Raw genomic sequence first — 26,079 nt, forward strand, 5'->3', positions numbered from 1 at the left:
AACAGTTCGACTCAGGGAAATAAGGAGGGAAAACAGAGAAAATCAAAACAGGAGCTCTAAAAAGCACAAATCGGGTGGGTCAATATTCGATGCAAATCCCGGGTCAGATTTGGATGCAATTCAACACCATGTGTTTGTTTGGAACTTTTTGCGCGAACCACGCTTTAAATGAGCTTGAAAACCCATAGCGTGTAATGCTTGCAAAATTTCACCCATGCCAAACGCCTTGAACTTGCCCTCTTCGTCATAACTGGCAAATTGATGCTTTAGCTGTTCTATCTCTACATGCTGCTGGTGCAAATTTGCATACAACTGTAGGAGTTCAAGTTCATGTATCACACGGCTATCCTTCAATAAGAAAATTAAAAGGTCACTTCATTTGAGAATCAATGAATTCAACATGTGTGGATAAACACTGGGATGCACCATGGGGTGGTTGCTGATTTCCAAAAACCAAATGCGTGCTCTGGCATCTAAGACACCATCCAGGGTGTACAAAACATCTTTTTGATGTACAGATGAAAGCCGATGCATCACTTGCTTAGCTGCTCTTGTGAGCTGAGCGCGCACACTCTCATGCGTCTTACCCAAAACGTTGACATCAACAACTTTTGGGGTGTGGAAAGAGCTGCTGTGTGAAAAACTCAAATAAGCTTTTTGCTGATCAGCCAATACAGTGTTCACGCCTAACCCTTGCCAATTCAAATAGGCTTCGGCTTGTTTGATCGGAAGGGAGACATCTATCGATCCACGGGGTTGAAGAAGTGCTGCCACCGTACGTACGCCATCGCCCAAGAGGTAAGGCTGATCAACAACCTCTAGCGCAACCACCTGGTCAGACCAAAACCAGGCTCTCATAGGTTGTCCCACCACAAACTGCTCATAAAACTCCCCATCGGCCAAGGGGAGGGGTGGAGTGCTTGTCTTGAATGGCCCTTTGATTGAGCCCCCCAAAGAACTCTTTCTGTTTTTAATGACGAAATCTGCGCCTATGTTTGTTCCCGAACTCCAATCTGATGGCACAAGCAACCCGGCATCGGTTGCAAATTTTTTAAAAATCTTTCTGTCTTGTGCCAAATTGATTTTGGGTGTGTCGGGCATGACCCAACCGACGAAGGTGGTATCTTTTTGGCGCAGGTGTGTATAGCTAAGTTTTCCGGCCGTTTGCTGTACGAAACGAGGCACCAATAGCCAATGCTGACCTCCTCGTGACAAAGTCAAAGTCAAATTGCCAGAGGCCAGATGCACATGTACGCCTGACGTATGTGCCCAAGCTTGCACGGCCTCCAAATGATGCATAAAAATAAGTTTGTGCATGATTTCTGACTTTCAAGCTGGCAATGCGTTGAGATGTCCACGCATTGAAATTCCAGTTTCGCCATTTCCTTGAAATTCAGATGGCCTACCGTGTTCTCGGCAACACCTCAAAATCACTCGTTTCAACAATGCTTGACCAGCGCAAGTTATGTTGCATTTCAGGACTAGATAAATTTTCATATCCATTTTTTTGACTACTTTGTGATTAACCTCACTGAAGTTTGATCAAAAAAATAATGTCTTGCAAGCGCTCTGTTGGAAGTATCAAAATACGAACGTAAACAGTGTGTTTTTGATACTTTTATGTTTTTTCAGCGCTCTCTAGGGTCTTTGCGTCTGCTTCAAGGCGCATCAAATCGCGTAGAAATTCAGGGACCCATGTGCGTACAGCAATACAAATAGAGAGCGGTGGACGCTCATCCAAAGGCAGGTGTGAGTCAACGACAACTTGGTCGGCATACTCTTGTGCAATACGCTCAAGGCGCGCCTTCAACGACTCGCGCACAGCAGGCGAGACACGCACGTTGATGATTTTGAGCACCTCGCCCGGTGCTTCAAAACGGTGGTCGAAGAAGTCATTCGACACGGTTTTGATCAGCCGCATGATGGGACCGCCCACGATCCATGAAAAATCTTTGGCCACCAACAAACGGTATTGATGCTTGGGTTGCATCTCAATAAAACCAATCTCATCGAGGCGGTTCAACAAGCTGGTGCATTCCAATCGCGACAGCGTTAGATGCGACAACATGTCTTTGACCGGCCACAAGCTCATCACACACACAGCAACCATCAGCAGCTTTTTGTTGGCTGCCAACTCCTCCTCTTGTCGCTCCGTCAGTTGCTCTATCAGTTGCCGTTTTTTGGGCGTTCGTTTGATCAAGTCCTTCAACTCGATTTGTAAAAACTCACAAATTTCATCCAACCGCTCGATCGAGCAATCGCTGCTGGCAAAGATGCGCTTGATAGTGGGCTCCGAAATACCCAGGCCATCAGCAAGTTGCCGATATGTGAGTCCCCTTGCCTTGAGATGGGCGCGCAAAGAATCAAAAAGGAAAATTCGAGACATAGATGGCGTTACTTAGATAAATGCACGGGTGCGTGTAGGTCGCCAATCAATTTACCCAACAAGTTGAAAACAAAGGTGTGAGTAAATTAATTTTTAAGTAAGAACCTGCTCCCTTTTATGCAAAACTCAGCGCCAAACTGCACCGCTTAACTCTCAGCCCACACCAAGTCATCACGTGTCCTTATCAGCCTTCTCCACCCTGCTTCTCATCGCCTTCATGATGGGCTCCAACCACGTCGCCGCACGCTTTGCATTTCAAAACGGTGTCGATGTAGCCACCGCCGTCACCATGCGCAGCGGTGTCACCGCCTTGGTGTTGGCGCTGCTCATCTGGCAACAAAAAGTGCAGATCTCTCTCACGCGGCAAAACAAGCGCGCCTTGTTAGGCGTAGGGGTGTTGGTGGGTGTACAGAGCTTGTGCATTTATTCCTCTGTGGCACGCATCCCGGTGGCGCTGGCGTTACTTGCGTTCAACACCTACCCGTTGTGGACCACCTTGTGGGCTTTTTTGATTTACCGCCATCGTCCTGAAGCGGTCATGCTGCGCGTCATGCCTGTGATGTTGCTTGGCTTGGCCTTGGCATTGGATGTGTTAGGTGCCGCCTCAGGGTTGGGCGCACAAGCGCAATGGTCATTGATCGGCATTGGCGTGGCGTTTGCCCTGGCCGCTGCGGCCACATTTGGGTTGGCACTGGTGCTCACCCAACACGAAACCACTGGTGTGGATGGCCGTGTGCGCACCCTCAGCACCATGAGCTGTGTGTTGGTACTGGGCTTAAGCGCGGTAGGTACGCAAGGTGGTTTTCACATGCCAACGGCTGAAGCCGGTTGGTGGGGCTTGGCGGGCTTGACGTTTTTGTATGGCACGGCCTTCACCATCATGTTCACCGTGTTGCCACGTTTGGGCGTGGTGGGCAATTCGGCCATCATGAACGTGGAGCCCATCTTTGCCTTGGTGTTGGCTTGGGTGCTGCTGGGCCAGGCCATTGCGCCAGTTCAGGTGGTGGGTGGTTTGGTGGTGGTAGGCACCGTGATCTTTTTGGGGCTGCGCAAGCGATGAGTGGCACACACTTGCGCCTAGCCATGCTGCTGTGCCTGTGGACCAGCACAGGTACAGCACAAACTTTGAGCGATGCCGAACAAGGTTTGCGCATCATGGCCAACCGCCAGCAAGGCAACTGCGTCACTTGCCACCAAGTGAGCGTGCTGCGCGACGCCAAAGGCATTGACGGTGCTGCCGGCAAGCAAGGTGACTTTGGCCCCTCGCTCGATGGTGTGGCCACCCGTTACAACACCACGCAATTGCGCCAATGGGTGATGGATGCGCGCCTGCTCAAACCCAACTCCCTCATGCCTCCGTTCGGCACCCTAGAAGGCACCACACAAGCCAACCCGGCACGCCCGATGCTCACGCCAGAAGAGATAGACAAGGTGACAGCAGCCTTGGCCACTTTGCGCTAGAGTGCGCAACCATGTTGCCCACACACACAACGCTGGCCCGCCGCACTTGCCTGGCAAGTTTGGGGGCAGTTGCTGCGGGTGTGCTCAGCACACCTTATGCACGAGCAGCCACAGAAACCAATTCACAAGCCGAGTTGCAAGCCCGCGGCTTGTCAGCCACGGGCATTGAAGTCACCCTGCCGCCGCTGGCCGACAACAGCAACGCCATTCCGTTGCAATTCACGTTGCAGGCCCCGGCAGGCAAACAACTGGTGGGCTTTGACATCATCGCCCCAGAAAACCCCAACCGCGTCATCTTGCAACTCGCGCTGGGGCAGGGCCAAACACGCTTCAAATTCAACACCCGCATTCGTCTGGCCATGAGCCAAGAGGTCTGGGTGTTGGCACATCTCAACGATGGCAGCACCTTGGGTCGTGCCACCCACACGGTGGTCACCGCTACGGCATGTTTTGACGAGACCTGAACCCCATGGCGCAAACCCTTGAGCTTCCTGTTCGCTTGTCGCTGGCTGGCCCTGTGCGCCCCAACGCCGAAGTCGAGGTGCGCTTGTTGCTCGGGCACGTGATGGAAACCGGTTTTCGCCACGACAGCTCAGGACAGCAAGTGGCCAAAGACATTCTGCAATTCGTCAAAGTGCATGTGGGCGATGCGCTGGTTTTTGAAGCCGAGTTGGGCACCGGCATGGCGGCCAATCCGATGTTTTTCTTTTCATGCACCTTGCCCCCACAAGCGGGCGACATGGTGGTGAGTTGGAACGACGACAAAGGCCGCACCGGCCAACTGCGTCGCCCCTTGGTCTACCGCTGAACACGATATGCAAGTTCACACCCGCTGGCAACGTGCGCTAGGGCTGTTGGCAGCTCTGGGGCTGCCTCTGCTGGTGAATGCACAAGCCCTGCTCAGCGGCAACCAGTTTTTAACGCCACAGCTGCAAGCCATGCAGCAAGACGCCGATGCCAACCCGGTCACGCTGTGGGTTGAAAAAGGCCAAACCTTGTGGCGCAACGGCTGTCAAAGTTGCCACAACAACCCAGACACTTTGCGCACCTCAGCCGCACAACACCCACGCCTGGTCACACGCAATGGCCAGACACGTCTCGTCAACCTGGAAGACCAAATCAACCTGTGTCGCCAGCGTGCAGGCCAAAGCCCCAAAGGGGTGGAAGACGACGACACCCTGTCGCTCAGCGCCTTGTTGCACAGCATCGGCAAAGGCCAAGCCATGCACGTACAAGCGCCTGCCGATGCAGCGGGTCAACAACGCTGGCAAGCCGAACTCGCGCAAGGCGCACAGATTTACGCCACACGCTTGGGGCGGCTCAACCTGGCATGTGTGCATTGTCACGATGGCAAAGTGGGTGCAGCCTTGCGCGCCGAGGTGGTGAGTCCGGGCCACCCCAGCGGCTTTCCTGTCTACCGTTTGAATTGGCAAAACCTGGGCTCCATCGACCGCCGCTTGCGTGCGTGTTACTCAGGTGTGCAAGCCACACTGCCCCCATCGGGCAGCCCAGCCTTGCGGCAGTTGGAGCTCTACCTCAAGGTGCGCGCCGATGGCATGCCCTTGGATGGTCCGTCGATACGGCGCTGATCGGCCTAGCCCAAAAGAAAAAGCCCAACCGTAAACGGTTGGGCCTTCTGAACCAAAGCGTTTAAACCAAGGTCAACCCGTGCTTGCGCAATGGCAAGTCGCGCTGTGGTTTGCCTGTGGCGGCATAAATCGCGTTGAGCACCGCAGGGCCCACCACGCAGATGGTGGGCTCACCCACACCACCCCAGAAGTCGCCGGTAGGCACCAACACGGTTTCCACCTTGGGCGTTTCTTTCAGGCGCATCAAGGGGTAAGTGTCAAAGTTGCGCTCTTTCATGCGTCCTTTCTCCACCGTGTTTTCACCCAAAAACACACCTGACAAGCCCATGACCACCGAGCCCTCAATTTGGGCGCGCACTTGCGCCGGGTTGACCACATGGCCCGAGTTCAAGGCAAACACCATGCGGTGAATTTTGACCTCGCCCTTGGGTGACACCGACACCTCAGCCGTGGCCGCCGAGTAGCTGGCGTAACCCATGAATTGCGCAATGCCACGGAACACGCCCGGTGGCAGAGGCTTGCCCCAATCGCCCGCTTCTGCTGCTGCGTTAAGAACGCCCAAATGCTTGGGGTGGTTCTTCATCAAAGCACGGCGAAACTCCAGCGAGTCCTTGCCCGCAGCGCGTGCGCACTCTTCAATGAAGCACTCCATGTAAATGCCGTTTTGGTTGGTGTTCACACCACGCCATGGGCCCACTGGCACATGGGTGTTGCGCATCACGTACTCGGTCAACAAATTGGGGAAGGTGTAGCCCAGCTGGGCATCGCCTGGCTCCTCCCAAAACCCCTGCATCTGGCGCGTGTCTTTGTTGTTCTTGATCGACATGGGCGACAACAAGGCGTTGAGCGATTGGCCCGACACGCGCACATGGAACGCCGTCATATTGCCTTTGTCGTCGATACCTGCCGACATCTTGGCCATCGAGATCGGGCGGTAAAAGTCGTGCGTCATGTCTTCTTCACGGCTCCACACCAGCTTGATGGGTTTGCCCGGAAACTTCTTCGCCACCTGTGCCGCTTGGTCGACATACTCTTGGTGGCCGCCACGTCGGCCTAGGCCGCCGCCCAAGTCCATCTTGTACACATCACACTGCGCCAGCGGAAAACCAGTGGCTTCGGCCAACGCGGCCAACGAGCCTTCGGCGCTTTGCGTGGGCACCCAGGCCTCGGCACGGTTACCGGTGATGCGCACCGTGCAGTTCATCGGCTCCATCGTGGCGTGGGCCAGAAACGGGCTGGTGTATGTGGCTTCCACTTTTTTGGCGGCTTGCGCAATGGCCGCTGGCGCATCGCCCTCTTTGCGTTGCCAGAAGTCGCCATTGGCCGTCAGGCCTTCACGCAGCATGGCGTCGATGGTGGCGCTTGACGTGTTGCCGTTCACGCCGTCATCCCACACCACAGGCAATTCAGCCAAGGCTGTCTTGGCACGCCAGAAAGTGTCAGCCACCACAGCCAGGGTGCTGTCGTTGATCTTGACCACCCCTTTGACGCCACGCATCTTGGCAATCTTGCTGTCGTCGTAGCTCACCAACTTGCCACCAAACACCGGGCTTTGCATCACCGCCGCGTTGAGCATGCCAGGCAATTGCAAGTCAATGCTAAAAGTCTTGCGCCCATCCACCTTGTCGGCAGTGTCCAGACGACGCATCGACTTGCCCGCAATGCGCCATTGGCTGGGCTTTTTCAAGACGATGTTTTTGGGGTCGGGTGCGGTCAACTTCGCGGCGTCGTCCGCCACTTTGCCGTAGCTCAGGGTGCGCCCCGAAATGGCGTGGGTGATCACGCCTTCTTTGGCCATCACTTCGGCCACTGGCACATTCCATCGGTTGGCCGCAGCTTGCATCAGCATCAGGCGTGCCGCAGCACCGCCGCGACGCACGTAGTCGTGTGAGGTGCGAATGCCTCGGCTGCCCCCGGTCGACATGTCGCCCCAAGCACGCTTGCGTGCCAGGCTTTGTCCAGGGGTGGGCATTTCGGTGGTGACTTTGGACCAGTCGCAATCCAGCTCTTCGGCCACCAATTGGGCCAAGCCCGTGCGTGTGCCTTGGCCCATCTCGGAACGGGCAATGCGAATCACCACCGAGTCATCGGGTTTGACCACCACCCAGATGTTGATCTCATTGGGCGTGAGCGTGGTGTAGGCCGCTTGCGCCATGGCGCTGGGGGCAAAGCTCAGGCCCAAGGCCAAGCCACTGCCCACGGCGGCAGAGCTGACCAAAAAATGGCGGCGTGAGGTGTTGGGTGTTGAGGTGTGTGTCATGGTGTGTCTCCTCAAGCTTGTGCGTTGATGTCAACCGACTCGTAAGACGCCAACACGTCGCCGAGTTTCATTTGGCCCGCCGCCACATGGATGGCATCACGGATGCGCTGGTAAGTGCCGCAGCGGCAAATATTGCTCATGGCTTCGTCAATGTCGGCATCGGTGGGTTTGGGTTTGCGCGCCAGCAAAGCAGCTGCCGCCATCACCTGGCCCGACTGGCAATAACCGCACTGCGGCACATCCAACTCGGCCCAGGCTTTCTGCACCGCATGGCTGGCATTTTTTGACAGGCCTTCGATGGTGGTGACCTTCATGCTGGTCACAGCTGATACGGGTATCGAGCATGAACGTGCCGGTTCGCCATTGAGATGCACGGTGCAGGCCCCGCACTGCGCCACACCACAGCCATATTTGGTACCGGTCAGTCCCAACACTTCGCGCAGCGCCCATAACAGCGGCATTTGCGGTTCGGCGTCCACCGTGCGGACGGTTCCATTGACATTCAGTTTCATGCTTTGTCTCCTTGTGATTTGAGTGGTTTAAGTTTGGCGCATTTCGCGCAATTCTGCATTGGCATGTCGCAATCGGTCGGCAATGGCGAGTGCGACTGCGCGCATGACACTGATGCTCATCACCGGGTCGCCCACCGCCACCTTGGCAAAGGCACGACGGTCGATGGCAATCAACTCCGTCTCTCGGGTGGCCTGCACATCGGCTGAGTGGGCACGTCCATCCAAAAACGACATCTCGCCAAAAAACTGCCCCCGGCTGAACGTGGCCAAGTGGATGGTTTTGCCATCTGCCATCGGCAGACTGACTTTGACTTCACCACGGCTGATCAGCATCAGCTCATGGCCCACCGTGTCTGCGGCAAACACCACATCGCCGGCAGCGTAAGTACGCACCACCTGGCAAGCCTCCAACGCAGCCAACTCCGTGTCATTGAGGCCGTGGAAAATTTCAAACTTACCCAATGGCAAACCTTCACCGGACACATGCTCGTGGCCTGCCCGTTTGAGGGTTTCGTCTTCAATCCACTCCAGCGCCTCGTCGAATTCATCAAAAATTTTGGCAGTGTTGTCTGACAACAGACCAATGTGGTCAACATACGAGCGCAAGTCACGCCCGTTGGGCAAACGCTCTGGCACCCGTGTGAGGACCAGTCGTGCATGCTTTTCGGCCAGCATGTTGCGAATGCGCTCAATCATGTGACCCGCCGTCATGTCCATCGACTGCACGCGCAAAAAGTCGAGCAATACAAAGTGAGCGCTGTTGAGTTCAGGCTCAATCGCGCTATAGAGCTGGTCGGTGGTGCCAAAAAACAAGCTGCCTTGCAATTCGAAAATCACCGTCTGTTGCCCCTTCTCGGCCAACACTTGCAACTCGTGCTGGTTGCGCACGCGAGACGAAAACACCTTGTTGCCAAAACTCTTGCGACGAATCGTGGTGGTGTGAATCTGCTCACGCAAGAACAACAAAATGGCCAGCGCAACACCCACACCGGACGCAGCGATCAAACTCACGGTGTTGGCCACGATCACCACCAACACAATCACCAAGAAATCCAGCACCGTGTCTTGTGAACGCACCAATTGGAACGAATGCCAATCGATCATCTTGAAGCCAATGACGATCAACAAGGCAGCCAAAGCCGCCACCGGGACCCAGGCAATCAACGAGGTCAGCAACACAATGGCCAGCAACGACCACAGCCCTTGAAACACACCTGACAAATAAGTCGAACCGCCACTGGCCTTGTTCACCAAGGTGGCACCCATGGTGCCTGCACCAGGCGCACCACCAATCAAAGCCGAGGCCAAGTTGCCCAGACCTTGCCCAATCAACTCTTGGTTCGAGTTGTGGCGCGAGCCCGTCAACGCGTCCAGCACCACGCAGGTCTTGAGCGTGTCGATGGACAACAGCACCGCCAGCGTCATGGCCGGAAACACAATGTGCTCCCAGCGCGGCAAGCCCGATTCAGACAAGCTCTTCCAAGGGCCCGTGAGGGTGTCCAGCAGGCCTTCACCGCCCACGGCCAAGGGCCCAATGATCAAGGGGTTGTCGTGCAAGGCACGCAGCTCCGGCCAAGCCGTCAAGGCCAACAACCAATACGTGGCCATGCCCGCCAGCAAGCCTTGAATGACCGCAGGCACCCGAGTCGACAAACGCGGCGCGAGCAACATCACCCCAGCCGTGGCGACACCAATCACCAAGCTGGGCATTTGCCACAGCTCAGGCGCCATCAAGCCTTGCCACCAATTCATGCCTTTGGGCAAGGCCATCCATTTGGGCAGCTGGCTCATCACAATGATCAAGCCCACCCCACTCAAGTAGCCACTGACCACGGGAAACGGCATGAACTTGATGAGTTCACCAATGCGCAACAAGCCGAATGCAATTTGCACCAGGCTGCTGAGCAAGGCCACCAAAAACAAGGTCATCACCACCAAGGCCACACCACTGCCTTGCTGTGTCATTTGAATGGTGAGCGCCGACAGCACCGCTGCCGCAGGCGCGCAAGGGGCCGATATCAAACGCTGCGTACCACCAAACAAGGCGGCCACCAGCCCCAAAGCCGCCACGCCCAACATGCCAGCCAATGCGCCTTTGGCACCAAACTCAGCCCCCAAAGGCGAGAAGATGGTCACGCCAAACGCAATCGCCGAGGGCAAGGCCACCAACATGGCGGCAAAGCCACCCCAGATATCGCCCGATAAATTTTTATTCATCCACTTAGCCTAGCACTGCGCCTGTTATTTCCCGCGAAACGGGGCTGTGGCCAGCACATTGGACACCGCTTCTTTCCACCACTTGGCTTGACCCGTGGTGCCATGGCCGGAGGTTTGCTCGGAAGCTGGAATTAAAAACAAGCGCGCCGTAGGCATACGCTGCAAAGCTTTTTCCATCAGGCCCAAACTGGGTGGGTTGCGCTCGTCGTCAGCCGAGTTGATGGCCAACACCGTGGCCTTGATCTTTTCAAGATGGGGGTTGGGGTTGTAGTCACGCGAGGCTTCCCACAGGTACAGGTGGTTGTTGGCATCGGCCGTGGACGGCGCTTTCAAGCTCTGGTCCAACAAGCGATCCGCTTGTTCGCGTGTGGGTGCTTTGCGGTACAGCCCTTGGTCACCCCCACTGGTCGCGGTGGCAAAAAACACATTGGCAAATTGCAGGCTTGGTGGTTGGCTGGTGTATTGGCCATTCATCCACGCCGGGTCTTGTCGGATGGAGTCAATGATGAAGCGACGCATCATCCAATTGCGACCTGACATTTGGTTGGGCGTAGACGCCATGGGCACCAACACGTCCATGAAGTCTGGGTGCGTGATGCCCCACACCCAGGTGTGCATGCCCCCCATGGAGTTACCCAGAATCATGCGCACATGGGTGAGGCCTAAGCCTTCGGTCAGCAAGCGGTGTTGCGCCGCCACCATGTCGTCGTAGTTGTAGCGCGGAAACTGGGTGCGCAAACCATCCGAGGGCTTGCCGGAACGCCCGGCCCCCAGAGCATCGGGCAAGATGATGAAGTACTTTTGAGCGTCCAAAGCTTGCCCTGGGCCAAACAACTCGCCGCCCAAATCGGGCGACAGAAAACTCCCCCCTGCGCTGGTGGTGCCATGCAGCAACACCACCGGTTCACCACGGGGATTGCCCACCGTGGTGTACGCCAGACGCAACTCAGGCATCACTTCGCCCGTGTGAAAGCGAAAATCTTTGGCCACCCACACACCCGTCTGCGGTGCAAGGTAGTTTTGTGCATGCCCCATGCAAGCGCCCAACAGTCCGAACAGCGCCAACAGAGTTTTCAAAAAAGATGTCATCTCAACGCTCCAACCCTGAGGCTTCAGGGGTCATGCGGCACTCTACTGATTTACCGCCAGACGGGTGTCGCCCATGCAACTGATGCAGGGCAACCGCCACCTAAGATCGCTCACCATCTTGTGTTTTATTTAGAAAGTTGCGTGTGCTGAATCGATTGCTTGCTGCCAGCGCCTTGTGCGCCGTGTCTGGGCCTGTGCTGGCTCAAATTGCCACCGAGACCTTGCCCGAGGTCACGGTGCAAAGCGGGCGTCTGGCGCAAAAGCAGTTCGACGCCCCCGCATCGGTCTACACCATCGAGGCCGACACCCTGCGCAGCAGCGGTCCCCAGGTCAACCTGTCAGACGCCCTCAACCGCGTGCCCGGCGTGGTGGCCTTGAACCGCAACAACTATGCACAAGATGTGCAAATCTCGATCCGTGGCTTTGGCTCGCGTGCAGCGTTTGGTTTGCGTGGCATTCGCCTCATCACTGACGGCATACCGGCCACCATCCCCGATGGTCAGGGCCAAGCCTCCACCGTCAGCCTCACCTCGACCGAACGCATCGAAGTGCTCACCGGCCCACTGGCTCAGTTGTACGGCAATGCCTCAGGGGGGGTGATTCAAACCTTCACACGCGAAGCAGGCACAGGGCCCGAGTTGCAAAATCAGCTCTTCCTCGGCTCGTTTGGCATGACGCGCACCGACTGGCAAATGAGCGACCGCCTGGGTCAGGTCGGCATCGTGGCCGACTACAGCACATTCGGCATCAGCGGCTACCGCGCCAACAGCGACGCTCGGCGCCAGCAGCTCAACAGCGTGATCACGCTCGACGCCAAGCCAGACACCCGCCTCAAGCTCATCGTCAACGTGTTCGACATGCCGTACGCCAAAGACCCGCTGGGGCTCACTGCGGCGCAGCTCAGCACACCCGACATCGCAGGTACCAACGCCGTCAGCAATGGTGCGCGTAAAACGGTGAAACAAGAGCAAGTGGGCGGCGTGCTGGAGCACCGCATCGACAGCGATCTGCGCTTGCAAGCCCGCGTCTACAGCGGCATGCGCGACAACCTGCAATACCAAGCCTCCAGCACCACACCCAACGCGGGCACGTGGGTGGGCTTGAGCCGTCACTTTGATGGGCTGGGGTTACAACTCAATGGCAAAGGCCGTGTGCTGGCTGACACGCGCATCGACTGGGTGGTGGGCTTGGACAAAGACCATTCCGGCGAACAGCGCCAAGGCGGCAACACCGCTTTGGGCAGCCAAACCGGATCGGCCACGCGCAACGAAATGAACGAGGCCGACAACCAGGACTACTTTGGCCAAGTCAATTGGCACTTGGGCGAGCGATGGACGGTGGTCACCGGTGTGCGCCATAGCCATGTCGAACTCAAAAGCCGCGACGACTACCTCAGCGATGGCCGCGACGGTTCGGGTGCCGTCACCTACACCGCCACCAACCCGATCCTGGGCCTGACTTGGCATGCCAGCGACAGCCTCAACCTCTACATCAACCAAGGCAAGGGCTTTGAAACACCCACGCTGTCAGAAGCGGCTTACACCAAAAGCGGCAGCACCGTGGTCGGTTTGTTCAACCCCAACTTGCTGGCCGCACGCAGCCAGCACCTGGAAGTGGGCAGCAAGTGGGCCCCCTCCGTGGACACGCGCTTAGATGCCGCGTGGTTTCGCATCACCACCGACAACGAAATTGTGTCGTCGCTGTCTGCTGGCGGCAAAACTGCGTACACCAACGCCAGTCAAACCTTGCGCGACGGGTTTGAACTGTCTTGGCGTCAACGCATCAACCCACACTGGCGCGGTCTGGCTTCTGCCACGCTCATGAATGCCAGCTACACGCAAGGCTTCAACACGGTCGTGGCGGGCAGCCAACTGCCTGGCATCCCGCAACGACAACTGTTTAGCTCGCTGCAATGGTCGCAGCTGGGTTTCAGTGGCACAGCGCGCAAACCAGCCTTGGGCACGGAGGTCACCCTGGATTGGATGGCGCGTTCACAGCTGTGGGCCGACGACAACAACACCGCCCGTGCCGCAGGGTTTGGTGTGTTCAACGCACGCGTGCGTCAGCGCTACGCGGTGGGCACCGCGCAGATAGAAGCGTTTGTGGGCATCGACAACCTGAGCAACCGCAGCACGGTGGGCTCGGTCATCGTCAACCAAGCCAGCAGCCAGTACTTCGAACCCGGGCTGCCGCGGTCGTGGGTGCTGGGCGTGCAAAGCCGACTCCCTCTCTGACGCTCAGCTGGCAATTACCCATACAAAGAGACCACGAATCGCCTTTGCGACTCGGCCTTGGGGGGACTTCGATTTAAATCCACCCCCTCACACAAGGAGACCTCCGTGCAACAACGACGCTTCATCCGCACGCTGCAAAACGCAGCACTCACCCTGGGCCTGGGCCTGGCCAGCGCTGGTGCCTTCGCACAAGCAGCGCCCGCTGCGCCCGCCGCAGCCGCCATTCCGCCCACCTGGGCCCAAGGCCGCACGCCCGAACAAGCGGCGCTGAATTTGACGCCCAACCCACCCGGCATGACCGCACTGCCCGCGAGCGACATCCCGACCCAAAACCTCAAAGCCCCCGCTGGCTTCAAAGTTGAGTTGTGGGCCACGGGCATGCCCAATGCACGCTCCATGGTGCAAAGCCCCAGCGGCACCTTGTTTGTCGGCACCCGCTTCACGGGTAACGTGTATGCCGTGATCGACAAGGGCGACAAGCGCGAAGTCAAAACCATTGCCAAAGGCCTGCACCGCCCCAACGGCGTGGCATTCAAAGACGGCTCGCTGTATGTGGCTGAGCTGTCGCGCATCATTCGCTACGACAACATCGAAGCAAACCTGGACAACCCACCGGCTCCCGTGGTCGTGTTTGACGCGCTGCCCAACGACGAAGCCCACGGCTGGAAATTCATGAAGTTGAGCCCAGACGGCAACTACCTGTATTTCCAAATCGGCACACCCGCCAACATCGTGGTCCAGCCCGTCACGCACGCCACCATCGTGCGCTTGAACCTCAAGACCAACAAGCTAGAGACCATGGCACATGGCGTGCGTAACAGCGTGGGCATGGACTTCCACCCCGTCACCAAAGAACTCTGGTTCACCAACAACGGCCGCGACTGGGTGAACGATGACCTGCCCAACGACACCTTGCACCGCCTCACCCGCAAGGGCATGAACTTTGGCTACCCCTTCTGCCATCAAGGCGACTTGCTCGACCCCGATCACGGCAAAGGCCGTACCTGCGACGAGTTCGACAAGCCTGTGTTGAAGATTGGCCCCCACGTGGCCGCTTTGGGCATGCGTTTCTACACCGGCAAGCAGTTCCCTGCCGAGTACAAAAACAACATCTTCATCGCTGAGCACGGCTCTTGGAACCGCACCAAGAAAACTGGCTACGACGTGGTGCGCGTGGTGCTCGATGCCAAAGGCAACGTGACCAAAAAAGAAGTCTTCATCTCTGGCTGGGCCAGCGGCGAAGACTACTTTGGCCGCCCTGCTGACGTGCATGTCTTGAAAGACGGCTCGTTGCTGGTGTCTGACGACGTGGCGGGCGCGATCTTCCGCGTGACCTACGCCAAATGAGCTTTTTAAAGCTCTCCAAGGCCATTCAAGGAATGGCCTTTTTTACGTTGGCACTCACCAGCACGCTGGCGGTGTCTGCCCCCGATGCGGTGGCTGGCAAAGCCAAAGCCCAGCTGTGTGTCGCATGTCATGGCGAGCAGGGCGTGTCTGCCATACCAGGCGTGCCGCATCTGGCAGCGCAACCCCCGCTGTCGGTGTTCTACCAACTGTTGCAATTCCGTGACCAACGCCGCAAAGGCGGTGGCATGGAGGCCATCGCCGCCAACCTGAGCGAGCAAGACATGCGCGACATTGCGGCACATTACGCCGCACTGCCTGCGCCGCCAGCACAAACGGGTGGTGATGCCGCCAAAATTGCCAAAGGCCAGGTCATTGCGCAACAGCAGTACTGCTCGTCATGCCACGGCGCCAAGTTGCAAGGCCAAAAGCATGTGCCACGCCTGTCGGGTCAGTCGAGCGAGTACTTCACCACCCAGTTGCGCAACCTGCGCTCTGGCGCACGCGCCGACATGGACGGCACCATGGGCAGCGCCGCCCGCAGCCTGACCGACGAAGAGATTGACGCCATGGCGGTTTATGCTGCCAGCTTGCCTTAGAGGAGAACCCACCATGACCCAGACACGACGCATCCTGCACGGATTACTTGTTTCACTGGGTCTGGTGCTCACCGTGATGACCTGTGGCGGCGGCGCAGCAAGCGCCGCCACATTCCCCACCAAACCCATTCGCATCGTGGTGGGTTTTCCAGCCGGGGGCCCCCTGGACTTACACGCGCGTTTGCTGGCCGACAAGCTGCAAGCGGTGCTCGGTCAACCGGTGTTGATCGACTACAAATCCGGCGCAGGCGGCACCGTAGGTGCACAAGAGGTCATGAAGTCGCCCCCCGATGGCCACACCTTGATGCTGGCCAATACCGGCGTGATGGTGATCAACCCGGCGCTCTACACCAAACTGCCCTACGGCACGCTGCGCGACTTTGTGCCCGTGGCGCGCACCGCCATGCAACCCCTGGCCTTGTTGGTCAACCCCAAGTTGCCCGTCACCACCTTGCCGCAATTCATTGCCTATGCCAAGGCGCGCCCTGGGCAAATCAACTACGGCTCAGCAGGCAATGGGGGCATCAGCCACTTGGTGCCCGAGATGTTCAAAAACGCCACGGGTTTGTTCATGGTCCACATCCCTTACCGTGGCAGTGCGCCCGCCTTTACCGACTTGATGGCCGGTCAAGTGCAGTTCATGGCCGAGAGCATTCCGCAAGCGGCCAACTACCACCGCCAAGGCAAGGTGCGCGCCCTGGCTGTGACCAGCCGCGAACGCAGCGTGGCCTTGCCCGATGTGCCCACGGTGATTGAAAGCGGTTTGCCGGGCTTTGAGGTGGTGGGCTTTTATGGTTTCTTGGCGCCAGCGGGCACACCCAAAGAGGTGGTGCAACAGCTCAGCGATGCCTTCAAAACTGTGCTCGGTCAAGCCGATGTGCGCAGCCGCATGACCGACCAAGGTGCCGACCCGGCGTTCTTGGGTGCCGACGACTTTGCCAAATTTCTCAGCACAGAATTGGCGCGTTGGTCGGAGGTGGTGAAAAAGTCGGGCGCAAAGCTGGACTGAACACCTTTTGCGCGCGTGCCTCGCAAGGCTCAGGTCTCTGACTTGCGCTTGCCCGGTTTGGCCGCATCCACCTGCGTCCACAGTGGCGCACGACTCTCGTCGTTGTGCAGGTGGACAAACTTTCTCAACAAGCGCATGAACACCTTTTGTTCGGACTCGGTCAGTGGCGAAAGCAATTTTTCGCGCATGCGGTAGACACCGCTGACGGTGTCATCCAACAACTGCTCCCCCTCTGGCGTCAGGCGCAAACTCAGCAAGCGTCGGTCCACGGTCGAGACAGTGCGCGCAATCAGGCCGCGCTTTTCCAACTTGGCTGCGGTCAAAGCGGCCGACGAAGTGTCAATGCCAATCAGTCGGGCCAGCCGCACTTGGTCAACGTCGGGGGTTTCATGGATCATGCGCAAAATCGCGAACTCTTTGGGGCTGACCACCTCGCCCACTTCTTCTTGAAACAAGCTCACCGTGATTTGATGCGCACGACGCATCAAATGCCCCGGCTGATCGTAAAGATCTGCGGAAACCGATTGACGTGAGGTGGTGGTTTTTTTCATGAGACCTGTATTTTGAGGCAAGGCATTAGGGTATCTCCGTGCATGGATCGAGAAAATCATGAAATACCATGAAACCTTCAGCATACTGAAGGAAACCCTCCGTGACCCACCGTCGACTCCCCAAACGCGCCTTCCTGGTTCAACTGGCCTGTGCAGCAGCGTGTGTGCCCAGCTTGGCATTTGCACAAGCGCCCACCTTCAAAGTGGGTTTGATCCTGCCCATGACGGGTCCCTTTGCATCCACCGGTCGACAAATCGATGCCGCTGTGAAGCTCTACATGGCCGACAACGGCAGCGACGTGGCCGGACGCAAAATTGAAGTGATCTTGCGCGACGACGGCGGTGTGCCCGACCAATCCAAGCGCATCGCCCAAGAGCTGGTGGTCAACGACAAGGTCGATGTGCTGGCAGGCTTTGGCATCACGCCATCGGCCTTGGCCGTGGGCCCCATTGCCACCCAAGGCAAAACCCCAGCCGTCATCATGGCCGCCGCCACCACCGGCATCGTGGCCACCTCGCCCTACCTGGTGCGCACCAGTTACACCTTGTCGCAGTCCGCTGGCACCATGGCCGAGTGGGTCAAACGCCAAAAAATTGGCCGAGTGATGACCATGGTCTCCGACTACGGCCCCGGCATTGACGCGGAGAAAACCTTCAAAGAACACGTCGAACGTGATGGCGGCAAAGTGGTGGGCGAAATTCGCGTGCCCATGCGCAACCCCGACTTCGCGCCCTATCTGCAAAAAATTCGCGACGAAAAACCCGACGCCTTGTTTGTGTTCATTCCCTCCGGCCCAGCGGTGAGTTTGATGAAGCAGTTCACGGAACGTGGCTTGGACAAAGCAGGCGTGAAGCTGATTGGCGATGGGGGGGTGACCGACGACGACACCTTGAACGACATGGGTGACGCCGCGCTGGGTGTGGTGACCTCGTTCCACTACTCGGCATCGCATGACTCGGCCTTGAACAAAAAATTTGTCGCTGCATTTGGCAAGGCCAACAACGGCATGCGTCCCAACTTCATGGCGGTGGGCGGCTACGACGGCATGCATGCCATCTACACCGCGCTCAAGGCCACCAAAGGTCAGGGCAAAGGCATGGACTTGGTGGATGCCATGAAGGGCCTGAGTTTTGAGAGCCCACGTGGGCCCATCCAAATCAGCGCACAAACACGCGACATCGTGCAAGACGTGTACATCCGAAAAGTTGAGCGTAAAAACGGACAACTCTGGAACACCGAGATCGACACCGTCAAAGCCGTGACCCCTTGAGTTTGAGAGAACACACCATGAATGCCCCCATACAACCGGTTCATCTGACACGACACACCCGAACCTTTCCCTTGAACCGGTGGTGGATCGCTGGTTTTTCTTGGGAGCTGAAAGACCAGCCTGTGGCACGCACCCTGCTGGGCAAGGCCATGGTGTTGTTTCGCACCCCCGACGGGCAGGTGGCGGCGCTGCAAGACCGCTGCTGCCACAAAGACTTGCCCTTGTCATGCGGCAAGGTCGAGGGGCGCGGCTTGCGCTGCGGCTACCACGGACTGCTGTACTCACACGAAGGCACGTGTGTAGAGATTCCGGGCCAAGACAAAATTCCGGCCAAGGCCAAAGTGGTGTCTTACCCCTTGCGCGAGAAAGACCAAATTTTGTGGGTGTGGGTAGGCGACACGCCCGATGCCAGCCCCCAAGATGAACCACCCGCCTACCCGGTGCACAGCGACCCCAAGTACAAATTTGGCGGCGACTGCTACCACTACGACGCGCCCTACATGCTGATCCACGAAAACCTGCTGGACTTGAGCCACCTGGGTTACGTCCACACCAAAACGATTGGTGGCAATCCCGCCATCCACATGAACGCGAAGCTGACCGTGAGCCAAGAAGGCGATGTGGTCAAGGTCACGCGCTTGATGCCCAACTCAGAACCACCACCGACCTACACCGCAGCCTGGCCGTTCAAAGGCCGGGTGGACCGCTGGCAAGAGGTGGCATTTCATGTCACACATGAGCTGATCTGGACCGGTGCCATGGATGTGGGCTCGGGCAGCTACGACGACCCTAACCGTGAAGGCTTTCACATGCGCGGCTTGCACGGCGTGACGCCAGAGACCGACACCACCACGCATTACTTCTGGACCATTGCCACCAACCCGCACCCCGACAAAGACAACATCGTCGATCTGGTGGTCCAACAAACCGCCGCCACCTTTCTAGAAGACAAAGTCATCATCGAAGCGCAATGGCAAAACCAGCAACGCTTTGGCCATCCGCCGCAACTCGACATCCACGTCGACGTCGGTCCCAACCGCGCCAAGCGCGTGGTCGAGCGCTTGCTGGCCAACGAGTCCAAGGCTTAGTGGGAACCGTAATGCTGCTGCACCAAACGGCGCAGCAGCTCCAAGCCATAGCGCGTGAGCTGGGTGGCGGGTCGCGCCTTGGGCACCGCCACCGTGAAGCGGTTGCGAATTTGCGGTGAGGTGATCTGCGCCACATGCGGTGGCAAGTGACTTGGCCACGACTTCAAGGCACTCACGGGCAACACGGTGTTGGCCACCCCTCGGGCCACCAGAGGCAGCACGGTTTGGATCGAGTCCACCTCAGCCACCACGCGCAGCATCACACCACGCGGTTGCACTGCGTCTTCGAGCAACTGGCGCAAAGCGTGTGGGCCGCTGGGCAACACCAACTCGTATTGCCCCACATCGGCCAGTTTGATGCGCGCAGGCAGCGCGTGTGACGAGATCAACACCAGGTCTTCCCGCACCAAGGTCTCCAGCGTCAACTGGGGCGAGTGGGGCGGGTCAAACAACACCGCCAAATCAATACGCCCAGCAATCAACCACTCGCGCAAAGGCACGCTCAAACCTTCGGCAATGCTGATGGACGCGTCGGGGAACTGCTGCCGAAAGCTCTGCACCAGGTCGGTCGTCATGGTGTGCGCCACACGCGGGGGCAAGCCAATCGTCAAACGACCGTGTGGGCTTTTGTGGCGCTCAAGCATGTCGGCCTTGGCACGCGCCACGCCTTCAAACAAACCGCGTGCATGACCGAGCAAGGCCAAACCCGTTTCGGTGGGCTCCACGCCACGGCCGTGGCGGGTCAACAAGCGGTGACCGGTTTCTTCTTCCAGCAAGGCAATTTGTCGGCTCAAGGCCGGTTGCGACATGTCCAAAATCGCTGCCGCACGGCTCAAACTGCCGGCATCAATGACCGCTACAAAGTATTCCAAGCGTTGCAAGTTCATGCGGTGCGCAAACCCTTCCAGTCATTCATCTCAACTATCCGCTTTACTGATAACTGATATTTACAAAAGGTCAATTCTAGGGCGGCAATTGCACCCAAAATTGCACCCACCATGACACCCACCCCCACCCCCGTTCAAACCTACATGACCACCCCGTCTCAGCCGGGCTGGCAACTGCCCGCCCACGCGTGCGACGCACATGTGCATGTGTTCGGCCCCACGGCCCGTTTCCCCTACGTGCCTGGGCTGCAAAAAGTTCCGGCAGATGCCCCCAAAGAAGCCTTGTTTGCCTGGCACCAGCGCCTGGGCTTTGCGCGCTGCGTGGTGGTGCAATCCGCCGTGCACGGCATGGACAACCGCGTGGTGGAAGAAACCTTGCAAGCCGGCGGCGGTCGTTACCTCGGCGTAGCCCTGGTACCTGTGGACGTGGGTCTGCCTGAGTTGCAACGCTTGGCAGGGCTGGGCTTTCGTGGCGTGCGCTTTAACTTCATGAAACACTTGGGCGCAGGTGCCGACCCACAGGCCCTGATTGCCCTCACCCACCGCTTGGCCGATTGCCAGATGCACTTGCAGGTGCATTTTGAAAGCAGCTTGATCCACACCTTGGGCGACGTCTTCAAACAGTCGGCCGTGCCGGTGGTGATTGACCACATGGCCCGTGTCGACGCCACGCTGGGCGCACAGCATGCCGACTTCCAGGCGCTGTGCCATTTGCTGGACAAGCCGATGTTCCACGTCAAGGTCAGCGGCATCGACCGCATCGACGAGAAAGTTCCTCTGGCCTCGCCGCCTTACCCACACGGTGTGGCGCTGGCCAAGTATTTGGTCGACACCTTCCCCACCCAATGCGTGTGGGGCAGTGACTGGCCTCACCCCAACCACACCCACGTGCCCGATGACGGCGTGCTGACTGACGCCATCCAGCGCATCGCCACCACGCCCGCCCTGGTGCAAGCGCTGTTGGTGGACAACCCGCAAGCGCTCTACCGCTTTGAACACTGAACCACAAGGACACCCCATGACAGGACGTATGCAAGACAAAGTGGTGCTGGTCACTGGCGCAGGCTCGGTGGGCCCGGGCTGGGGCAATGGCCGGGCCATCTCGGTGCGCATGGTGCAAGAAGGCGCGCGCGTGATGGCGCTTGACCGTGAACAAGCGCGACTGGAAGAAACCCTCTCACGCGCCCAAGCCGTGACAGGCGTCAACCAAGGCCAAATTTCCTCCATGACCTGTGATGTCACCAGCAGCGATTCCATCGCCCAAGCGGTGCGCGCCACCGTCGAAAAATTTGGCCGCATCGATGTACTCATCAACAACGTCGGCGGCTCGGCACCCGGTGGGCCTGTTGAGATGAGCGAAGAGGTGTGGCACGCACAAATTGGCCACAACCTCACCAGCGTGTTTTTGACCTGCAAGCATGTGCTCCCGCTGATGGAAGCACAAGGGTCTGGTGCCATCGTCAACATGGCGTCCACCTCGGGTATCCGCTGGACAGGCGCGGCCCAAGTGGCCTACGCCGCCACCAAGGCGGCGGTGATTCAAATGGGCCGCGTGATTGCGGTGCAGTACGCCAAAAAGGGCGTGCGCGTGAACACCGTGGTGCCGGGTCAGTTGCACACCCCGATGGTGGAAACCCGCTTGGCCAAACAACGCTCAGGGGGCGATGTCGAGGCCTTGCTGGCCCAGCGCCAATCACGCATCCCCTTGCCCTTCATGGGCGACGGCCAAGACACGGCCAACGCCGTGCTGTTTTTGGCCAGCGATGAGGCACGCTTCATCACTGGCACCGAAATCATTGTCGACGGCGGCATGTCCGTGCGCTGCGATTAACCCCCAAGGAGACTCTCATGACACGCTTCACCAAACGCGGCCTGCACAAATTACTGGCCCTGAGTTTGCTGGCAGGTTTTGCCACTTTCGCGTCAGCGCAAACCAAGATCACTCGCATCTTGGTGGCCTTTCCGCCCGGCGGTCCGGTGGACTTTGTGGCCCGCACACTGACCGATCAACTGAGCAAAGAACTGGGCCACCAAGTGATGGTCGAAAACAAAGCCGGGGCCAACGGCGCGATTGCCGCCGACACCATGCTCAAAGCGCCCGCCGATGGTCAAACCTTGTGGCTCACCAGTGTGGGCGCAGTGGCCATCAACCCCTCGCTCTACCCCAACCTCGCCTACGACCCAGTGCGCGACTTGGCCCCCGTGTCGTTGGTGGTGAACAACGTGGAAATGTTGGTGGTCAACCCCAACAACCCCGTCAACACCCCGCAAGAGTTCATTGCAGCGGCCAAGCTCAAGCGCGTGACCATGGCGTCGTCTGGCACCGGCAGCGTGCCGCACTTGGCCATGGAGCTGTTGGCTGACGCCACCCACACCGACTTGGTTCACATCCCCTACAAAGGCGCGGCACCCGCGATCACCGATGTGATGGCTGGCCATGTGGATGGTTTCTTTGGCGACATTCCCGGCCTGATGGGCCAAGTGCGCAACGGCAAGCTCAAGCCGGTGGCGATTGCGGCCACACGCCGTCACCCCCTGTTCCCCGATGTCAAAACCTTCCAGGAAATTGGTGTGCCCGGCGTGGACTCGGACAACTGGTATGCCTTGTTTGCGCACAAGAACACCCCCCCCGCAGAGCTTGAACGCCTCAACCAAGCCGTGCGTCGCACCCTTGCGAGCGAGAGCGTGCGCAGCAAGCTGATTGCCTCGGGCGCCGAGCCTGCCGCCACCAGCCCAACCGAGCTGAGCACTCTGCTGAAAAACGACATGGCCAAGTGGGGCCGTGTGATTCGCCTCAAGAAAATCACCGCGGACTGACACCTCCAACATCCACACGCACACACACCATGACACACACTGCACGCATCACCCCCATCACGCCTGGCACACGCCCTGAACTGGCTGAACTCGAAGCCAAGATCGTGGCCAAACGCGGCAAGGTCACGCCGCTCTACCAATACCTGCTCAACAGCCCCGACATGGCCCAAGGTTGGGAAGAGTTCACCCGCGCCGTGCGTCAGCGCAACAGCTTGCCTGGCGATTTACGCGAGCTGGTGATCTTGCGCGTGGCCGTGCTCAACCGTGCGCATTACGAGTTTGATGCCCACGTGCCCTTCGCCTTGAAAGAAGGCATGGCTGCGCACAAAGTCGAGGCCGTGAAAGAAACACCCATCTCGTCACAGTTCACCGAGCTGGAGCAACTGGTGCTCGAGCTCACCGACACCATGACCCGCGACATCGACGTGCCCGAGCCCTTGTTTGCCCGCATCCATGAACACTTCCAAGGCCAGGCGCTGCTCGACTTGTGCATCACCATCGGGGCCTACAACATGGTCTCGCGTGTGTTGGTCGCGTTGCACATTGGGCACTGACATGCCAACACAACTGTGTGACGCCTTGCTGCTGAAAACCAGCCACCCGTACCCGCCAGGCACCGTGGCACGCTGGCACGACACCATGGCAGACACCCCCTTGGCACAAGCCAGGGTGCAAAGTGTGGCCACGGCCAATGCCGAGAACGGCCAGCCCATGCACCACATCTACCTGCACCTGCCCCAAGCCACCGAGCTAGCCCTCAGCGACTGTGTGGCGTTTGAAAAACGCTGGCATGCCTTGACAGGCCACAGTGCCGAGGTGTCGCGCCTACGTGAAATGCTGCGCTGTGAAGGCGCCAGCTTTGGCGACACACCCGGCGTGCACTATGTGGTCGAAACCGACACCGACGACGGCTGGCAAGCAGAGATCTTCAACTGGTACGACCAAGAACACATGCCCGGCCTGGCCCGTGTGCCAGGCTGCATCTTGGCGCGCCGCCTGGTCAACCTCGACCACGCGCCCTACTCTTTCGCCTGCTACGACCTGGCGAGCAAGGAGACGCTGGGCTCCCCCCCGTGGCTGGCTGTGCGTGGCACCGCGTGGAGCGACAAATGCCGCCCACACTTTGTGAACACGCTGCGCACCATGTTTGAAAACCCCAACGCCTGAGGACTGCCCATGACCGAACGCTTCTCGCAACTGCGCTACGAAGACCTCGCCCCCGAGGTCCAGCCACTGGCCGACGACATCCTCAAAGTCTCCAGCGCGGCACTGGGTGGTCCCTACAACGCCTTGCTGCGCAGCCCCGACATGGCGCGGCGCTGCTTTGACTTTCTGGATTACCTGCGCTTCAAAACCTCGGTCAGCAAACGCTTGAACGAATTTGCCATCCTCATCCAGGCCCGCATTGCCAATGCGCAATACGAGTGGTGGGCGCACGACCCGATTGCGCAAAAAGCCGGTTTATCACCCGCCATCATTGAACAGCTGCGTCAATGCCAACGCCCGCAAGGCATGCAAGACGACGAGGCCTTGGTGTATGACTTTTGCATCCAGCTCAGCCTGAACCACCGCGTGCCCGACGACCTGTGGCAACGCGCCATCCACAGCCTGGGCGAGCAAGCGGTGGTCGACCTCACCGTGCTCTCAGGCACCTATGTGATGGTGTCGATGTTGCTCAACGCCACCCAAGTGGGCATTCCCAACGGGGGCGCAGAGCCCTTGGAGGTCATGTCACCGCTGGACATTCGCCAACGTTTGCTGAGCTGAGTTCTGTCACGTGTTCAACCAGGAGTTTGTCATGCGCCAACCGACTTGGAAGATCAGTTTGATGGGCCTGTTGCTGTGTGCAGCCCAAGCTTGGGCACAAAGCAACACCGTGCGCTTGGTGGTGCCGTTTGCCACGGGTGGCCCCACCGACATCGCGGCACGGGTGATTGCGCCGCTGCTGTCCGAAGCCATGGGCAAGCCCGTGATCGTGGACAACCGCGTGGGTGCCACCGGCGCCATTGGGGCCGAGTATGTGGCGCGTGCGCCTGCTGATGGCCAGACGATTTTGTTTGGCACCAGCAGCATCATGGCGGCCAACCCAGCGCTTATGCCCAAACTCTCGTTCGACCCCGTGCGCGACTTTGCGCCGGTGAGCCTGATCGCCACGATTGAAAACATCTTGGTGGTACACCCCTCGGTGCCTGCCAACAATGTGCAAGAGTTCATCCGTTACGCCAAAGACAACCCCGGCAAACTGTTTTACGGCTCCTCGGGCATTGGCAGCACCTACCACCTGGGTGCCGAGATGTTTGCCCACATGACCAAGACGCAGCTCTCGCATGTGCCCTACAAGGGCCAGGGGCCGGCAGCCCAAGACTTGTTGGCTGGCCATTTGCAGCTGATGTTCGATGCCTTCAACTCGGCAGTGCCCAACATCAAGGCAGGCCGCGTCAAGGCGCTGGGCATTGCCAGCGCCAAACGTCACCCCGAGTTGCCTGACCTGCCCACCATCAGCGAACAAGGTGTGCCCGGCTACGTGACCACCATCTGGATTGCCTTCTTTTTGCCGGCCAAAACACCCACGGCGGTGGTGGAGAAAATGAACGCTGATTTGAAAACCATTTTGCAACGCCCCGATGTGCGCGAACGCTTTGCCAAATTGGGCATGCAGTCGGCCAGCTCCAGCGCCGGCGAACTCGACACCTTGCTCAAACAAGAATTGGCCTTGTGGAGCCGCGTCGTCAAAGACGGCAACATCAAACCCGAATAACCCGTAT

27 protein-coding genes are annotated in these 26,079 nt (G+C 58.5%); 18 read left to right on the plus strand and 9 right to left on the minus strand.

All coding sequences use genetic code 11. The features are described from left to right. Positions 1-120: 120 nt before the first annotated feature. From B9Z41_RS14780 to B9Z41_RS14790, 3 genes are all read right to left on the minus strand, one after another. The gene (locus tag B9Z41_RS14780; RefSeq protein WP_143474213.1) at positions 121-339 is read right to left on the minus strand and encodes a hypothetical protein; all 219 of its coding nucleotides are present in this window, start codon (positions 337-339) and stop codon (positions 121-123) included. A 36-nt stretch (positions 340-375) separates the two neighbouring features. Beyond that, entirely contained in the window at positions 376-1,317 is a 942-nt protein-coding gene (locus B9Z41_RS14785) for a hypothetical protein (protein WP_100147853.1), read from the minus strand. Between the two features lie 301 nt (positions 1,318-1,618). After that, on the minus strand, positions 1,619-2,386 hold the full coding sequence (locus B9Z41_RS14790) for a helix-turn-helix transcriptional regulator (RefSeq protein ID WP_100147854.1): 768 nt from the start codon (positions 2,384-2,386) through the stop codon (positions 1,619-1,621). A 175-nt stretch (positions 2,387-2,561) separates the two neighbouring features. Between B9Z41_RS14790 and B9Z41_RS14795 the strand changes: the two genes are divergently transcribed. From B9Z41_RS14795 to soxA, 5 genes are read left to right on the plus strand one after another with little or no spacing between them, the layout of a single operon-like run. Further along, positions 2,562-3,446: a DMT family transporter gene (locus B9Z41_RS14795; RefSeq protein ID WP_100147855.1), complete on the plus strand. Its 885-nt coding sequence runs from the start codon at positions 2,562-2,564 to the stop codon at positions 3,444-3,446. Continuing rightward, positions 3,443-3,847 carry a sulfur oxidation c-type cytochrome SoxX gene (soxX, locus tag B9Z41_RS14800; protein WP_100147856.1) on the plus strand — a complete coding sequence of 135 codons (405 nt, stop codon included), beginning with the start codon at positions 3,443-3,445 and terminating at the stop codon, positions 3,845-3,847. Before B9Z41_RS14795 ends, soxX begins: the two co-directional genes overlap by 4 nt. 11 nt (positions 3,848-3,858) lie before the next feature. Beyond that, positions 3,859-4,311, plus strand: coding sequence for a thiosulfate oxidation carrier protein SoxY (locus B9Z41_RS14805; protein ID WP_100147857.1), 453 nt, complete (start codon positions 3,859-3,861; stop codon positions 4,309-4,311). Between the two features lie 5 nt (positions 4,312-4,316). After that, positions 4,317-4,655 (plus strand): thiosulfate oxidation carrier complex protein SoxZ, encoded by a 339-nt coding sequence (locus B9Z41_RS14810; RefSeq protein WP_100147858.1) that lies wholly within the window; start codon positions 4,317-4,319, stop codon positions 4,653-4,655. Between the two features lie 7 nt (positions 4,656-4,662). Beyond that, entirely contained in the window at positions 4,663-5,436 is a 774-nt protein-coding gene (gene soxA / locus B9Z41_RS14815; protein ID WP_100147859.1) for a sulfur oxidation c-type cytochrome SoxA, read from the plus strand. Between the two features lie 61 nt (positions 5,437-5,497). Here soxA and B9Z41_RS14820 read toward each other — a convergent pair whose 3' ends face one another. The 4 genes from B9Z41_RS14820 to B9Z41_RS14835 are packed head-to-tail and all read right to left on the minus strand — an operon-like array spanning position 5,498 to position 11,514. After that, positions 5,498-7,696, minus strand: coding sequence for a molybdopterin cofactor-binding domain-containing protein (locus B9Z41_RS14820; RefSeq protein ID WP_100147860.1), 2,199 nt, complete (start codon positions 7,694-7,696; stop codon positions 5,498-5,500). A gap of 11 nt (positions 7,697-7,707) precedes the next feature. Beyond that, positions 7,708-8,208, minus strand: coding sequence for a (2Fe-2S)-binding protein (locus B9Z41_RS14825; protein WP_100147861.1), 501 nt, complete (start codon positions 8,206-8,208; stop codon positions 7,708-7,710). A 27-nt stretch (positions 8,209-8,235) separates the two neighbouring features. Next, complete coding sequence (locus tag B9Z41_RS14830) at positions 8,236-10,425, minus strand: SulP family inorganic anion transporter (RefSeq protein ID WP_100147862.1); 2,190 nt, start codon at positions 10,423-10,425, stop codon at positions 8,236-8,238. Between the two features lie 24 nt (positions 10,426-10,449). Continuing rightward, positions 10,450-11,514: an alpha/beta fold hydrolase gene (locus B9Z41_RS14835; protein ID WP_100147863.1), complete on the minus strand. Its 1,065-nt coding sequence runs from the start codon at positions 11,512-11,514 to the stop codon at positions 10,450-10,452. Positions 11,515-11,657: 143 nt separating this feature from the next. Between B9Z41_RS14835 and B9Z41_RS14840 the strand changes: the two genes are divergently transcribed. From B9Z41_RS14840 to B9Z41_RS14855, 4 genes are all read left to right on the plus strand, one after another. Then, positions 11,658-13,748, plus strand: coding sequence for a TonB-dependent receptor (locus tag B9Z41_RS14840; RefSeq protein WP_158236198.1), 2,091 nt, complete (start codon positions 11,658-11,660; stop codon positions 13,746-13,748). 105 nt (positions 13,749-13,853) lie between these two features. Then, positions 13,854-15,095: a sorbosone dehydrogenase family protein gene (locus tag B9Z41_RS14845; protein ID WP_233202719.1), complete on the plus strand. Its 1,242-nt coding sequence runs from the start codon at positions 13,854-13,856 to the stop codon at positions 15,093-15,095. 32 nt (positions 15,096-15,127) lie between these two features. Further along, positions 15,128-15,691, plus strand: coding sequence for a cytochrome c (locus B9Z41_RS14850; protein ID WP_158236199.1), 564 nt, complete (start codon positions 15,128-15,130; stop codon positions 15,689-15,691). 76 nt (positions 15,692-15,767) lie between these two features. Next, entirely contained in the window at positions 15,768-16,700 is a 933-nt protein-coding gene (locus tag B9Z41_RS14855; protein ID WP_100147866.1) for a tripartite tricarboxylate transporter substrate binding protein, read from the plus strand. Positions 16,701-16,729: 29 nt separating this feature from the next. Here B9Z41_RS14855 and B9Z41_RS14860 read toward each other — a convergent pair whose 3' ends face one another. Next, a complete protein-coding gene (locus tag B9Z41_RS14860) occupies positions 16,730-17,251 on the minus strand; it encodes a MarR family winged helix-turn-helix transcriptional regulator (RefSeq protein ID WP_100147867.1) in 522 nt (173 codons plus the stop codon). Between the two features lie 101 nt (positions 17,252-17,352). Between B9Z41_RS14860 and B9Z41_RS14865 the strand changes: the two genes are divergently transcribed. Both B9Z41_RS14865 and B9Z41_RS14870 read left to right on the plus strand, forming a co-directional pair. Then, positions 17,353-18,522: an ABC transporter substrate-binding protein gene (locus tag B9Z41_RS14865; RefSeq protein WP_100147868.1), complete on the plus strand. Its 1,170-nt coding sequence runs from the start codon at positions 17,353-17,355 to the stop codon at positions 18,520-18,522. A 17-nt stretch (positions 18,523-18,539) separates the two neighbouring features. Next, on the plus strand, positions 18,540-19,610 hold the full coding sequence (locus tag B9Z41_RS14870) for an aromatic ring-hydroxylating dioxygenase subunit alpha (RefSeq protein ID WP_100147869.1): 1,071 nt from the start codon (positions 18,540-18,542) through the stop codon (positions 19,608-19,610). On the opposite strand, the gene B9Z41_RS14875 is transcribed toward B9Z41_RS14870, so the two are convergent. After that, positions 19,607-20,497: a LysR substrate-binding domain-containing protein gene (locus tag B9Z41_RS14875; RefSeq protein WP_100147870.1), complete on the minus strand. Its 891-nt coding sequence runs from the start codon at positions 20,495-20,497 to the stop codon at positions 19,607-19,609. The genes B9Z41_RS14870 and B9Z41_RS14875 overlap by 4 nt on opposite strands. A gap of 111 nt (positions 20,498-20,608) precedes the next feature. Here B9Z41_RS14875 and B9Z41_RS14880 point away from each other — a divergent pair, with 111 nt between their 5' ends. The 7 genes from B9Z41_RS14880 to B9Z41_RS14910 are packed head-to-tail and all read left to right on the plus strand — an operon-like array spanning position 20,609 to position 26,072. Further along, a complete protein-coding gene (locus B9Z41_RS14880) occupies positions 20,609-21,499 on the plus strand; it encodes an amidohydrolase (RefSeq protein WP_100147871.1) in 891 nt (296 codons plus the stop codon). Between the two features lie 16 nt (positions 21,500-21,515). Then, positions 21,516-22,328, plus strand: a complete 813-nt coding sequence (locus tag B9Z41_RS14885; protein ID WP_100147872.1) for an SDR family NAD(P)-dependent oxidoreductase — start codon at positions 21,516-21,518, stop codon at positions 22,326-22,328. A gap of 17 nt (positions 22,329-22,345) precedes the next feature. Beyond that, complete coding sequence (locus B9Z41_RS14890; RefSeq protein ID WP_100147873.1) at positions 22,346-23,314, plus strand: tripartite tricarboxylate transporter substrate binding protein; 969 nt, start codon at positions 22,346-22,348, stop codon at positions 23,312-23,314. A 29-nt stretch (positions 23,315-23,343) separates the two neighbouring features. Next, positions 23,344-23,868, plus strand: a complete 525-nt coding sequence (locus B9Z41_RS14895) for a carboxymuconolactone decarboxylase family protein (RefSeq protein WP_100147874.1) — start codon at positions 23,344-23,346, stop codon at positions 23,866-23,868. Position 23,869: 1 nt separating this feature from the next. Beyond that, complete coding sequence (locus B9Z41_RS14900) at positions 23,870-24,481, plus strand: hypothetical protein (protein ID WP_100147875.1); 612 nt, start codon at positions 23,870-23,872, stop codon at positions 24,479-24,481. Positions 24,482-24,490: 9 nt separating this feature from the next. Continuing rightward, positions 24,491-25,081, plus strand: coding sequence for a carboxymuconolactone decarboxylase family protein (locus tag B9Z41_RS14905; RefSeq protein WP_100147876.1), 591 nt, complete (start codon positions 24,491-24,493; stop codon positions 25,079-25,081). Between the two features lie 31 nt (positions 25,082-25,112). Continuing rightward, the gene (locus tag B9Z41_RS14910) at positions 25,113-26,072 is read left to right on the plus strand and encodes a tripartite tricarboxylate transporter substrate binding protein (RefSeq protein ID WP_143474214.1); all 960 of its coding nucleotides are present in this window, start codon (positions 25,113-25,115) and stop codon (positions 26,070-26,072) included. Positions 26,073-26,079 lie beyond the last annotated feature (7 nt).

This window comes from Limnohabitans sp. JirII-31 (assembly GCF_002778315.1).
GTDB lineage: Bacteria > Pseudomonadota > Gammaproteobacteria > Burkholderiales > Burkholderiaceae_C > Limnohabitans.